The 12,757-nt window shown below is 54.9% G+C and carries 11 protein-coding genes; 2 read left to right on the plus strand and 9 right to left on the minus strand.

The features are described 5' to 3' along the window. Nucleotides 1–85: 85 nt before the first annotated feature. The 9 genes from FTW19_RS11650 to FTW19_RS11690 form a co-directional block, all read right to left on the minus strand. Entirely contained in the window at nucleotides 86–475 is a 390-nt protein-coding gene (locus FTW19_RS11650; protein ID WP_147647783.1) for a hypothetical protein, read from the minus strand. A 116-nt stretch (nucleotides 476–591) separates the two neighbouring features. Next, the gene (locus FTW19_RS11655) at nucleotides 592–1,890 is read right to left on the minus strand and encodes an acetylxylan esterase (RefSeq protein ID WP_147647784.1); all 1,299 of its coding nucleotides are present in this window, start codon (nucleotides 1,888–1,890) and stop codon (nucleotides 592–594) included. Between the two features lie 289 nt (nucleotides 1,891–2,179). Further along, the gene (locus FTW19_RS26445; RefSeq protein ID WP_147647785.1) at nucleotides 2,180–2,614 is read right to left on the minus strand and encodes a winged helix-turn-helix domain-containing protein; all 435 of its coding nucleotides are present in this window, start codon (nucleotides 2,612–2,614) and stop codon (nucleotides 2,180–2,182) included. Between the two features lie 367 nt (nucleotides 2,615–2,981). Then, complete coding sequence (locus tag FTW19_RS11665; RefSeq protein ID WP_147647786.1) at nucleotides 2,982–3,905, minus strand: universal stress protein; 924 nt, start codon at nucleotides 3,903–3,905, stop codon at nucleotides 2,982–2,984. A gap of 158 nt (nucleotides 3,906–4,063) precedes the next feature. Continuing rightward, nucleotides 4,064–4,507, minus strand: a complete 444-nt coding sequence (locus FTW19_RS11670; protein WP_187143430.1) for a CBS domain-containing protein — start codon at nucleotides 4,505–4,507, stop codon at nucleotides 4,064–4,066. A gap of 219 nt (nucleotides 4,508–4,726) precedes the next feature. Further along, complete coding sequence (locus tag FTW19_RS11675; protein WP_147647788.1) at nucleotides 4,727–5,377, minus strand: phosphoribosyltransferase; 651 nt, start codon at nucleotides 5,375–5,377, stop codon at nucleotides 4,727–4,729. Nucleotides 5,378–5,748: 371 nt separating this feature from the next. Further along, nucleotides 5,749–6,900: a PAS domain-containing sensor histidine kinase gene (locus tag FTW19_RS11680; protein WP_147647789.1), complete on the minus strand. Its 1,152-nt coding sequence runs from the start codon at nucleotides 6,898–6,900 to the stop codon at nucleotides 5,749–5,751. A gap of 57 nt (nucleotides 6,901–6,957) precedes the next feature. Then, a complete protein-coding gene (gene glmS / locus FTW19_RS11685) occupies nucleotides 6,958–8,847 on the minus strand; it encodes a glutamine--fructose-6-phosphate transaminase (isomerizing) (protein ID WP_147647790.1) in 1,890 nt (629 codons plus the stop codon). A 59-nt stretch (nucleotides 8,848–8,906) separates the two neighbouring features. Next, nucleotides 8,907–9,875 carry an NAD-dependent epimerase/dehydratase family protein gene (locus tag FTW19_RS11690; protein WP_147647791.1) on the minus strand — a complete coding sequence of 323 codons (969 nt, stop codon included), beginning with the start codon at nucleotides 9,873–9,875 and terminating at the stop codon, nucleotides 8,907–8,909. A gap of 370 nt (nucleotides 9,876–10,245) precedes the next feature. Between FTW19_RS11690 and FTW19_RS11695 the strand changes: the two genes are divergently transcribed. Together FTW19_RS11695 and FTW19_RS11700 are read left to right on the plus strand one after the other, a co-directional pair. Beyond that, nucleotides 10,246–11,394: a DegT/DnrJ/EryC1/StrS family aminotransferase gene (locus FTW19_RS11695; protein WP_147647792.1), complete on the plus strand. Its 1,149-nt coding sequence runs from the start codon at nucleotides 10,246–10,248 to the stop codon at nucleotides 11,392–11,394. Between the two features lies 1 nt (nucleotide 11,395). Beyond that, nucleotides 11,396–12,736, plus strand: a complete 1,341-nt coding sequence (locus FTW19_RS11700; RefSeq protein WP_147647793.1) for an exopolysaccharide biosynthesis polyprenyl glycosylphosphotransferase — start codon at nucleotides 11,396–11,398, stop codon at nucleotides 12,734–12,736. Nucleotides 12,737–12,757 lie beyond the last annotated feature (21 nt).

Genomic DNA, 12,757 nt, shown 5'->3' on the forward strand with positions numbered 1-12,757 from the left:
CGATCTCGATTGCGGTTCAGAACATCACCGGCCTGCGCAGACACGAATGCGCACAGGCCCGTGAACGCAGAGCGAGTGGAGCGGACTAGATTCGGAGAACGGAGATTGAACCTGGCGGAGATTGAAGGGGAGAAGAGCTAGGATGCTCCACCCAGCCGGCGGCAGCCAGCGTTGGGCGGAACAACTCCGCCGCAGTCAGCCAGACCGTGGCGACAAAGGCCGGGTGATAGGTAGCTGCATTTACCGCAAGTGCATCATTGCGGGTGCTTTGAGGAGCTTCCTGGCAGCAGCTGTGTGATGCCGGCATCCCCATCTGCTCGCACTGGTGGTGCATTGCCCGGCAGCAGGCACGCTCCTCGGCGTCCATCTGCACGTCGGAAACCATGCAGGCCATCGCCGGAGCGAGATAGCTCGTCAGCAAGAGAAGGACGATGGCGAATTGGCGGAAGGTGCCCATGCGGACGCCTTTCATCATAGCCGACGCTCGTATTCTTCTCCAGGGGTAAAGAGAAGGACGATCGGACGGAGCGGCAATGAAAACGCCGCCGGGTGCCCCTCCGGGATATCCAGCAACAGGGAAAACACTCTAAGCTATGGTTTCGTACCATGTGCACTGGCCTTCAAGCGCTCATCAAGGAATTGGAGATAGTGACTCCAATCAAATGCTGTAACGTCGTGGCCTCCATCCCTAACGTGGTAACGAACGTCATACATTCCGATTGTTGTTCCCGTCGGCGGCATATCTTGTGGAGGCAGACCTTTTCTTCCCAATAACTCGTAGACTGGGCTCACAGCCAAAACTGAAAGAAATTCTCCCTTGGGATCAGAGAACGGGTCGTCGATGGCGCTCCCGACGTAGAGTAAACGTGGAGAAATCAGGGATAACAGTAAATGCCCATCAACGGGAAGCTCTTCGATGTGCCCGAGATACCGCTGATAGTTCGGGCAGAACCAGTATGGAAATGCGAGCATAAGGTGATCCGTCGATTCTCCAACTTTTCGGCGAGACAACGTCGCTCCTGCCTGACCGCTCTCGTTCGACAGAACCGCAGCAAACCGTTGATCTTGTGCTACTGCCCAGAGGGCCGTCTTACCGAATCGTGAAAAACCGAATGCGACAAAGCGGCTGCGATCGATGGATGGATCTTCTGAAAGGATGTCAATGATCCTGCTCATAGACCAAGCCCAAACTGCGATTGCGCCGGGTGAATTGCGATTGGGGAGCCGCTGACCATTTCCAAATAGCAGGGAACGGGCGCCATAAGCAATTCCCCCGATAAAATCGGGCTCGACATCGCCGGCATACATGGTGGCAAGACCATACCCATGATGAAGAATCTGTTCTAACTGCCACTGATCTGCGGCCGAGCCACGGGTAGCCTCGCCTGGGGAGGCGAGGCGGTGAGGCGAAAGTTCCTTCGCAAGTGGAGGGCCATCCGTCTGCACTGGAGTCCAGATCGGAGTCAATCGCACTCCTTTGTCTCTGCTGACTGTCTGGTTCCCTTCGAAATTCAAACCGACAATGACGGGAACGGGGCCAGATGATCGCACTGGAAGATAAAGCAACAGATGCCAGGTGCGGCGGACCGTAGAGCCAACTTCGATGACAAGTTGTCTGCGAATAGCAAGTCCCTCAAACGCTGTTTCGGTAGTCACCTCTGCAATACGCATCGGTATGGTGGCTGTCGAGATTTGACCGTAGACATTCTGGGCAAACAAATTCAGGAGTTCTTCTCTGCGCCTGGAGAAATCTGCAGGACTCTTGACGGGTGTTCCATCTGCGAACGTCAACGGCTTGGGTTCAGCACTTGTAGAGCCAGGCGCTTGCCCATTGATACCGGGGAGAGAACAAACGAGCAAACAAGCCGACAGTACGATGGAACGGGTCATGACGTAGCCTCAAAATTTGGATCGTTGATGGCCTGAAGACAAAAAGCGATGGCCGGATCTCACCGATCCGGTCATGCCAGAGGCACCACAGGAAAATGCTCTAAAGCCGATACGCCGAAGGCGATGCCGAGGCTCCGCTTCTTCCGGCGAAGGGGGTAGCGATTCCGGTAGAGACGTCGATTTTGAAAACCTTATTGGCATTTCCGCGAACGCAACATAGGCTTTCGGAGGAGCTCCGTCTATATCCGGTATCCGGCGTAGAAAGGCTGCGGAAGATGGCCGAAACCGATTACAACGCTGCCCGGGAGGAGGAACTGAATCTCCGCCAGATCTGGCCTAGAGAATGGACGAATCCCGACCCTCGCGAGGGGCGCTTCCACGGGTTACTTTCCGGAGAAGCCAGGCCCTGCTGGGAAATGCTTGCGGCGATCCGGTAGCCATAGCGGGGGACCGTTTCAACATATTCTCTTCCGTCGGGCATCTTACCCAACGTTAGCCTGAGAAGATAGATCGTTTGGACAAGGGTATGGTCTTCCACGTCGTCGGAGCCAGGCCATGCTTCGCGCAGCAGGGTTTCTTTCTTTACCGCATTACCTTCCCCCTGGAGCAGGACACGGAGCAGGCTGAGTTGCTTAGAGGGCGCAGGGATAATCTGCACTCCGCGGGATAGGGTATCGGGAGAGGTCTCGAAAATGTAGTCACCGAAAATATAAACACTTCTCACGGGCCTTCTCCGCGGAGGTCGAAGTGATCTTTCAGGTTCCCTTGTAACGCGAAAGAAATCATAACACGTACCTACCTATAAAAGACATTTTTATGGTGTTTTCATTGGGCATCGATCAGTCTGAACAGTAATTCGGCGCGACTCCCCTTGTTAGGGGCATGTAATACACTCTGGAAAAACCCCTTCCCGGCGGGAAACTTCCGCAAAAAGGTAATCTGGGCTTAGTCAACGAAACTATGCCTGCATTCCGGTGTCTAATGACTTCTATCTCTATGAGTTCGTCTCAATGTATAACTTACGGATTATTAGCGAATGGAATACTTGACGTAATTTGACGCAGGCAAGCCTTCGCGCAGGGCCAGAAAACCTATCCGCGCGCGGAAATATCGGGCACCGCGAGGACTGGGCATTTCGCCACATGTAAGACCTTACTGAGCGTGCTATGCGGAGAGTGGTCTGCCAGGGCCCGGTGGTGGCCGGTCCCCGTAACAATAAGGGTCGCATCGCAATTGTTTTCCATCGCCAATATCTCTTCCGCAGGGTCGCCATACGCGAGCTCCATGTGAGGGCGGCACCACAGGTCTGCGGCTTCCGGCAGGAGAAACTCGAGTTGCAGCCTGCTTGCGTTCTCACATTCTTCGCGGCGGCCTCCTGCTACGGACTCCTTCTTCTCCATGGCATGAAACATGGTGAGCAGCGATTGGAACTGCTCGGCCAGCGCTGCTGCGTATCTGGCGGCGCGTGTGCCGGTTGTAGTCAGGTCGGTCGCAAAGAGGATTGAACGAAATAAATTGGATGTTCGCTGACACCTGGGTCCCGCTATGAGCACAGGGCAAGGAACATGCCTCATGACACTTTCGGCCACCGATCCGAGTGCGATACGAGCTATTCCCAGCGAGGCATGGGTGCCAAGTACAAGAAGGTCGATCTTTTTCTCTCGGACAGTTCCCAGAAGCACCTCTTCCGCACCACCGAATGCAACGACTTTTTCGATCGACGCGACGTTTGTCCGATGTAACCGAATAACCTTGTCGAGCTCCTCTTTCGCTGACTGGACAAGGGCGTCGACTGCCTCCGGAACAATGCCGGCCGAGGCCATGCTGGGCAGCATCAGCGAGATGGCATGGGCAATGGAGAGATGAGATCCGAACTGTTCCGCGAACTCCAATGCGATATCGAATGCCAGCTGCGCTGGCTCAGAAAAATCGGTTCCAACGAGGATTCTCTCGAAGGAGATTGGCGAAGCTGTCAGATGATTACCGGACGGTTTTTGAGATCCTGAGATGGTCATTGCTGGACCCTCCGGAGAACGCGACGTCACACTACCCCAGTCGAGGGGGATACTGCAGTGATTGAGGTCACATCAGGAGGGGCGGATTGGACAAGCTCCATGCAGGCTGAACGAGAGCAAGGGCGCATGGAGCTACGGTTACGCCCTCGTTTTCGTGGTCAGGCAGCCAAAAGGGGATCAGGTCTTGAGATGGTTGAAACGGTCGATTGCAGGTGCTGCGCGTCATCGTGCAAGGCAACATCCGCTTGAGACACTATGCCGATGCAGGACCCGAGTTCGTCGACGACAGGGACCCGGCGAACGCGATGCAGACGCATTTTTTCTTCGCAGACGTCGAGGGGATCGTTAGCCCGGCAAGTAATGGGGTTCATCGTCATTACATTGAAAACAGGGACAGCTGCATTTCGTCCCATTGCAACCAGTTTCATGGCGAGATCGCGGTCGGTGACAATCCCGATGAGATGCCGGCTGTTTTTATCGCTGACAACCGGAATAGCGCCCACATGGTGCCTTCGCATAAGTTCGGCCGCGCGTTGGCACGATTCCGTTGAAACGCATGCCACGACAGACTTACTCATTGCATCCTTTACTGTGATGTTCATATCAGTTAGTCCCTCCCGCATGTCAGGCCCAATGATCTCTAAAGAACAATTGCGAATCTGTGCAATGGCCTGAGGCGCATCAGGCTTGCTACGTTCTTAACGTTCCAGCCATGACGATCTTTCTTTCGTGGTATTCATATTCGTCCTGAGATGCGCCGGGTGGATGTGATACGGGTCACCGTTCCAGGGACCGACGGGCAAGCCTCCACCTTCCGCATTTCACGAAGCCATGCGCATCGGATTTTGATCCAGAAGTGTGACTACTTCCTGATCGGTGGTCTGTCCAAAATCCTCATAGAACTGGCCCACCGCATAAAAGTCAGTAGGTTCACTTACAACAAACAGCTCATCGACCTCGCGGGAAAGCCATGCACGGGTAGATTGCGGGGCGACCGGAACCGCGACTATCAGATGCGCAATGTTCATGGAACGAAGCGACCGCACCGCCGCCAGGATGCTTGACCCGGTTGCAATGCCGTCATCGACGAGGATGACGGTCTTTCCCTGTAAAGGGAAAGCGGGTCTTGCGTGCCGATAGAGTTTGGCACGTTCGTCTAGTGCAGTCCTGGCCGCGCGAGTGATCTCCTCCACCTTTTCGGAGGTGATTCCTGCACTACGCATCACGGAATGGTCAAAATGGCATCCCTCACCTACTGAAACGGCGCCAAATGCATACTCTTCGTGACCTGGGACTCCGAGCTTACGGGCAAGAAAGATATCGAGAGGGAGATGTAATACATGGGCTATATGAGATGCGACGGGAACGCCCCCGCGTGGAATTCCGAGAACAACGGTATCCGGCCGATTTGCGAACTTTTCGAGAAGCTGCACCAGCTGCATGCCGGCATCGGTACGGTCTTTGAACTTCATTGCCTCTCCTCGCTCAGGTCACTGTGGGAGTCGAGTGAGCACTCCTCTTTTTCTTCCTTCTTAGATGAGTGAGCAGGGCGCCGCCTGTTCCTACAATGATGAAAAGAACGCCAATAACGGTAACCAGAATGGGAATAAGTGTCTGCATTGACGGCCCCTCCTTCTACGGGGGAGGTTCTCCGGATTGGAGCTATCTGTAAGTATCCGCGATTCAGACACAAAGGAAGGTGACGCCAATCACAATCGGCTGGTTTTCCTGGTGGCCTCGTTCCGCCCTAGAGCATTTTCTGTAGGTGCAGTGCCGTGCATCTGTGGGTGTTTCCGCAATGAAAACGCCGCCGCACGCTCCTCCCGGCAACAGGAAGAATGCTCTAGGCAGGTAGAGTGAATGAGAATTCGCGTCCTATGCCCGGATGGCTTTTAATGAACAGCTCGCCGCCGTGCATCTTGATCAATTGATGGCAGATGGCCAGATCGAGGTTGGTACCTTCTTTGACGCTTCCTGTCGTTATCTCTGCCTGATAAAAGTTTTCGAAGATCCGGTCCAGTTCATTGGACGGATTTCCTGCTCCGTTGTTGAGTACCGAGATCCGAACCCCTTCTTCTTGTTCGATAGCCCGAATCAATACTGCTCCTCCGTCCGGGGTGAACTTGATTGCATTGCTGAGGAGCTTCAGGAGTATCTGGCGTACGCGTGTGGAGTCCGCGGAGACCCGTAGGTCCGATCCCCATTCCGACTCCAGGGCAACACTCTTTGCAATAGCCCGATCGCGAACCGAGTCGACGATCTCTTGCAGAAGATGCGTAATATCGATTTCTCGGGTGTGAAGATAGACTGCGCCGGCCTCGATCCTGCTCAAATCGAGAACGTCATTTAGGATTGCCAGCAGATGTTCCGAATCATATTGAATGTGCTCAAGCATACGTATCTGTGTGGGGGAAAGCGGACCGTGGATCCCCTCACCGAGAAGACCTGCAAGACCGAGGATGGTATGAAGAGGAGCTTTGAGTGCGTGGCTTACGTTAGCTATAAATTCGCTTTTCAAGCGGCTAAGACGTTCTGACTCCTGCTGCCGCGCGACCATTTTGCTGAGATAGCCTTCGTGAATGGTGCGCAGCTGTTGTTCGGCGATTCGCCGTTCCGATATATCCCGCATCACGGCGATCATGGTTCCGTCATCATCTTTGTTGGTGTTGAGTGTGATCTCTATTGGAAACTCTGATCCATCTTTTCTTTGGCCGTTGACCTCCAGGCAATGTGCGGAGCACCGCCTTTTTGACCGCATAAAGACTGAAAGGCCGACTATCTGTTTGCTGCGATGTGCGGGAGCGATCAGCTGTTCTATGGGGTGCCCCAGTAGGTCTTCGCGGCGATACCCGAAGAGTCTTTCCGTGGTTCTGTTTGCCGTCACAATGTCGCCATATCGATTGATCTCCAGGATTGCATCGGGAGCCCGGTCAACCATCTCACTGGATATCTCTTCAGTTTGGGGGAGGTCAGCACTACGCTTCGAATTTTCCATAGAAACCAGACATGCAGGACGCCGGAACGCAGGTCCCGTCTTTTTAGGATTTCCTGTTTATTCCACAGTGACGCTCTTTGCGAGGTTGCGTGGTTGGTCGACATCACATCCGCGTTCTACAGCGATGTAATAGGCGAATAGTTGTAGCGGAACAACTTCGAGGATGGGTAGCAAGGCTTCCACTGTCGATGGAATGAAGATGACGTGCTCGACAAGCCGTGAGATCTCCTGATCGTTTTCACATGCGACGGCAATGACGCGCCCATTACGCGCCGTCACTTCCTGAATATTGCTGAGGGTCTTTTCGTACTTGAGCACACTTTCGGGGTCATTTGGATCCTTCGTTGCAACACAAACAACGGGCAGGGTTTCGTCGATCAGTGCGTTGGGTCCATGCTTCATCTCGCCGGCTGGATATCCCTCTGCGTGGATATAACTGATCTCTTTCAACTTCAATGCGCCTTCCAAAGCAATGGGATAGTGGATTCCACGGCCAAGAAAAAGAGAATCCTCTGCACCGTAGAACTCCTTTGCAAGGCGCTCGCAGACGGGGGCGGCGGAGCGCAGAACCGCATCAATCTGGTTGGGTAACTCCCCAAGCGCCGAGAGGAGGCGGTAGCATTCCTCGCTACTGAGCGTATTGCGGATCTGTGCAAGGTACACCGAAAACAGAAACAGAGCTGCCAGTTGTGCCGTAAATGCTTTTGTACTGGCAACACCAATCTCCGGACCGGCATTGGTGGAGATTGATCCCAGGGCTCTGCGGGGAATGGCGGATCCAATAACATTGCAAACGGCGAGCGTAGGCATTGCGTGTGCGATCATCTCTGCCTGAGCGGCGAGTGTATCTGCCGTCTCGCCGGATTGGCTGACAAGTATTCCCAGGTCAGTCTTTCCTAAGATGGGTTTGCGATAGCGAAACTCGCTGGCGTAGTCGACCTCAACGGGAAGACGAGCGAGACGTTCGATCATGAATTTCGCTACCAGGCTTGCATGCCAGCTTGTGCCGCAGGACGCGATGACAACACGCTGTATTTTGAGAAGCTCTTCCTCTGACAGCTTCAGATCGGGCAGGCTGACCTGGCCAGTGGTCATTGAGAGGCGGCCTCTGATCGTGTCACGGACCGCGCGGGGCTGCTCGTAGATCTCCTTGAGCATGAAGTGAGGGTAGCCTTCCTTCTCAGCCTGGGCCGCATCCCATGAAACATACTGCGGTGGCCGCGACAAAGCATTGCCCTCAAAGTCGCTGAACTGTACACCGGCAGGCGTCAGCACGGCGACATCGCCATCCTGGAGGAAGGCGATATTACGCGTATGGTGAAGGATGCCCGGTATATCGGAAGCGAGAAAGTATTCGCCGTTTCCAAAGCCGATTACAGCCGGCGGGCCGTTTCGGGCTGCAACCAGCTTGCCAGGATCATGCGCAGAGAGTACACCGATCGCAAAGGCGCCTTTCAACTTTCGCACCGCACGGCGAACTGCTTCTTCCAGGGGCAGAGGCGCCGAAGAGCCCGGAACATCATCCGCGTCCAGAAATTCCTGTTCGATCAGATGAGCGATGATCTCCGTATCAGTCTCTGTGACGAAGATATGTTCCTTATCCTGCAGATCCCGCTTGAGGGTCAGGTAGTTCTCCACGATTCCGTTGTGGACAACAACGAGGGAGCCGGAGCAGTCGCGGTGAGGATGTGCGTTTCCTTCTGTGGGGCGGCCGTGTGTGGCCCATCGTGTGTGTCCCAGGCCGTAGCTGCCAGTCAGCGGCATACCCGCAACCAGAGCCTCCAGGTTGCGAAGCTTACCGGGTGCACGATAGACAGACAGGTCGCCATAACCATCGGCAAGTGCGATGCCGGCCGAATCATATCCTCGATATTCAAGACGGCGCAGGCCCTCCATAATGACAGGGACAACAGGTTTTGGACCGACATATCCAACGATTCCACACATGGGGTCTCCTGACTCAAGATCACGTGATCTGATGTAGATGGGCCGCACTCCCGGCGGCGTTAGGCTGTGTGTTTGGTGATGGTAAGTGCTTCCCGCTCAAGGAACCATTGCACCGTTTTCGCGATACCGTCCTTGAAGTTGCAAACTGGCGCGTACTTGAGCGTCCGTTTCGAAAGACTGAGATCGGCTTCAGAGTGCTGGACGTCTCCGAGCCTCGGCGCCGTATAGAGCGCTCTTTTCTTGAAGCAAAGGAAGTGTGCCAGAAGATCGTACGTCTGGTTAAGGGTATGACTCTGCCCTGTACCGATGTTGAAGACCTTCCCGGAGACATCAGCGGCAGGAGTATTGCAGGCCAGGAGATTCGCGGCGACCACGTTGTCGATGAAGGTGAAGTCCCGGCTCTGATTGCCGTCGCCAAAGATCAATGGAGATTCGCCTTTGAGCATCTCAGAAGCAAACTTTGCGATAACGCCGGAGTAAGGTGAATCGGAACTCTGCCGGGGGCCAAACACGTTGAAGTAACGCAGGCACACGCCCTCCAACCCATAGACATGCCAGAAACTACGGACGTAGTACTCGCCTGCGAGTTTTTGTGCCGCATACGGGGAGAGCGGGTCCGGCAACATCTCCTCATGTTTCGGCTGCGACGACTTATTGCCGTAAGCGGAGGACGATGCGGCATAAACCACTCGGGAAACGCCTGCATCCCGTGCGGCCAGCAGGACGCTCAGTGTTCCATCGACATTGGCAACATGCGTTGAGAGAGGATCGCGGACAGAGCGCGGAACGGATGCGAGTGCTGCCTGGTGTAGGACAAAGTCTACACCGCGGCAGCACTCGCGCAGGCGGCTGGTTTCGTTCACATCCATGACGCGGAAATCGAGGTCCCGAATAATGCCATCAAGATTATGAACGTCACCGGCAGTAAGGTTATCTACGCCAATCACCTCGTGCCCTTGTTGTAAAAGTTCATGCGCGAGGGAAGATCCGATAAATCCTGCTACACCAGTGATGAGATAACGTGCCATCCTGCGGACTCCTGGGGCCAATTCTGAGAATCGCGATGGTAGGTGCATTTCAAATGCCATCGCAAATCAGCCCAACGACGGCTCTTTAAATTCACAATTTCCGCAACTGGCGTACGGATGCGCAAAGAGCACAAGGACTTGCGGCACACAGTCGCGAATACCCACGGACAACACTTCTGTAAAAGTGTGCAAACGGTTGCATCGAATCAGGAGCCCGGGGGCGCTGCAAATCCTGTTTCCTGCCTGTAATCCGTGTATAGCCGCCACTTTGGAGCAAGCTCAGGTTCTGGCTGCCGGCGTGCAAAGAAGCCGTGATGAGAGTGACCTGCGCCTCATAGAGGCCGGCGGATCCACCGGAAGGGAAGAGTCAATGCAGAAGATTCAAATGCTTAATCTGGAGCGCCAATATGCCTCACTTCGCGAAGAGATCGACAGAGCGATTGAAAACGTGCTGGAAAAGCAACATTTCATCCTCGGACCCGAGGTTGCCGCTCTTGAGTCGGAGGTGGCGAACTATTGCCAGGTGGGGCACGCGGTAGGCGTCGCCTCGGGAACCGATGCGCTGCTCCTGGCCATGAAGGCCGCCGGGGTTGGCCCCGGAGACGAGGTCATTGTTCCGGCTTTTACCTTCGTTGCCACGGCGGACACCGTGAGTTTGCTGGGCGCGACGCCGGTATTTGCCGACATCGATCCGGTCACTTACACCATGGACGTGAAGGGGCTTGAAGCACTGGTGGGACCGGCGACAAAAGCGATTATTGCCGTGCACCTCTATGGACAGGCGGCAGATATCTTCGCGATTGCGAAGTTCGCGCGCGCGCACAATCTCGCCTTTATTGGGGATACGGCACAAGCGCTCGGCGCCAAATATGCCGGAGACGCGGTCTGCTCGTTTGGCGATTTCGGATGCCTGTCCTTCTTCCCCAGTAAGAACCTCGGCGCGTACGGAGACGGCGGTATGATCGTGACCAAGAGCGCCGAACAAGCCGCCTATTTGCGAATGGCGCGCGCTCACGGCAGCGCGAAGAAATATAAGAGTGAATTTCTTGGGTGGAACAGCCGCCTCGATGAGATCCAGGCGGCAATCCTGCGGGTCAAGCTACCACATCTCAATCGATGGAACGAGCAACGGCGTGAACGCGCAGCTCTCTATCACCAGGTGCTACGGGATATCGATGAGGTAATCCTTCCGGAGACTGTGGAGGGAAGGACTCACGTGTTTCATCAATATACGATCCGGGTTCCGAATCGTGACGCCGTGCAGAACGAACTACGCCAGTTAGGGGTGGAAACAGCGGTGCATTACCCCATTCCGTTGCACCTGCAGCCCATGTATGAGCACCTGGGATATAAAAAAGGCCGTTTACCCGAGGCGGAGAGGGCCGCCGGAGAGGTGCTTTCATTACCGATATATCCCCATCTGCTTCCTGAAGAAATCCACTACGTCGGCGAAGCATTGAAGCAGGTCATGGCAAAACCAGAGATGCGAACCAAGGTGATCCTGGCACAGGTGAGCTGATATGAAGATTTGCGGAAAAGCATTGCCTCCGAGGGCAGCGCTGCTCCTCTCGCTGGACTTTGTTGTTCTGGTGATTGTGGCGCCGCTGCTCTTTGTCCTGCCGCTGGTCGCGGGATCGAGCGGCAAGCCCACCGGATCGGTTCTGCTTGGCCTGCTGCGGCTGATGCTGGTAGGGATTGTCTGTCAGGTTATCTTCTACTATCACGATCTCTATAACCTGCAGACCGTTCGAATTCCCAGAACTACGATTGTGCAGGTTCTGCGCGCCTTTGCTCTCTTGTTTTTGCTGCTGGCAGCGGGAGTATTTCTTCTGCCCTGGTTGACCCCCGTGCTTTCAAAGGTGTTGTTGTTCGCCAGCTTCCTTGCGGTTGTGACGCTGGTTTCCAGAAGGCTGGCGCTGCCTCGCAACCGGCAGCGGGTTCTTGTCGTGGGGGCCGGCGATGAGGCCGCGGAACTACAGGCGATTGTTCTTTCAAGTCCGGAATGGAATATGGAGGTAGCTGAAATTACACCTCCTGCCATGCTGACCAAGGCGCTTCAAGGGGAGAAAAGGGTAAGCGAAGGCTTCGAACGTATCATCGTGACGAACGTGAAGGCGCAGTCTGACGACAACCTGGAAACCTTGCTGAGTTGCAAGATGGCCGGCATGGAGATCGAGGACGCTCAAGCCTTCTTTGAGAATGCGACTGGAAGAGTCCGCGTCGATCATCTGAGTGCGGAGCAATGTATCTTCTCAGACCGCTACAGCAACCGGATCGGGAAGCGGTTTGCGAAACGGATCTTCGATCTTCTGGTTGCCGGAATGCTATTGGTTGCTACCAGTCCGGTCGTTCTTATTGTTGCGTTGGTGGTTTACCTGCAACAGGACGGTCCGGTGTTTTACCGGCAGCAGCGTATTGGGCTGTTTGGAAAGCCGTTCAGCATTTTGAAGTTCAGAACGATGTCGCCGGTGACATCAGTTCAGAAGACCGGGTGGGCGGGGAATGAGACCCACCGCATTACGCGGCTTGGGAAGCATTTGAGGAAATATCGTATCGATGAGTTGCCGCAGCTCGTCAACGTACTGCGCGGCGAGATGAGTTTGATTGGGCCAAGACCCGAGCAGCCTCATCTATGTGAAGTACTCGAGCAGCATGTGCCGTTCTACAAGCACCGCCATTCGGTTCCCCCTGGGCTGACAGGCTGGGCGCAGGTGCGGTACCACTACGGTTCCACGATCGAGGAATCAAAACGCAAGCTTGAGTATGACTTGTTTTATGTAAAACATCTTTCACTGTGGCTCGATTGTGCAATCGCGCTGGAGACGGTGAAAGTGGTCCTGGTGGGGCGAGGCGCTGTCTAAAAGAAAACGGGGAGCGCAGAC

It is taken from the genome of Terriglobus albidus, assembly GCF_008000815.1.
Taxonomy (GTDB): Bacteria; Acidobacteriota; Terriglobia; order Terriglobales; family Acidobacteriaceae; genus Terriglobus; species Terriglobus albidus_A.

Coding starts and splice junctions, on each gene's coding strand:
- FTW19_RS11670 (WP_187143430.1), bottom strand. CDS start 4,507: ATGAACATCACAGTAAAGGATGCAATGAGTAAGTCTGTCGTGGCATGC.
- FTW19_RS11665 (WP_147647786.1), bottom strand. CDS start 3,905: ATGACCATCTCAGGATCTCAAAAACCGTCCGGTAATCATCTGACAGCT.
- FTW19_RS11680 (WP_147647789.1), bottom strand. CDS start 6,900: ATGGAAAATTCGAAGCGTAGTGCTGACCTCCCCCAAACTGAAGAGATA.
- FTW19_RS11690 (WP_147647791.1), bottom strand. CDS start 9,875: ATGGCACGTTATCTCATCACTGGTGTAGCAGGATTTATCGGATCTTCC.
- FTW19_RS11655 (WP_147647784.1), bottom strand. CDS start 1,890: ATGACCCGTTCCATCGTACTGTCGGCTTGTTTGCTCGTTTGTTCTCTC.
- FTW19_RS11675 (WP_147647788.1), bottom strand. CDS start 5,377: ATGAAGTTCAAAGACCGTACCGATGCCGGCATGCAGCTGGTGCAGCTT.
- glmS (WP_147647790.1), bottom strand. CDS start 8,847: ATGTGTGGAATCGTTGGATATGTCGGTCCAAAACCTGTTGTCCCTGTC.
- FTW19_RS11700 (WP_147647793.1), top strand. CDS start 11,396: ATGAAGATTTGCGGAAAAGCATTGCCTCCGAGGGCAGCGCTGCTCCTC.
- FTW19_RS11695 (WP_147647792.1), top strand. CDS start 10,246: ATGCAGAAGATTCAAATGCTTAATCTGGAGCGCCAATATGCCTCACTT.
- FTW19_RS11650 (WP_147647783.1), bottom strand. CDS start 475: ATGATGAAAGGCGTCCGCATGGGCACCTTCCGCCAATTCGCCATCGTC.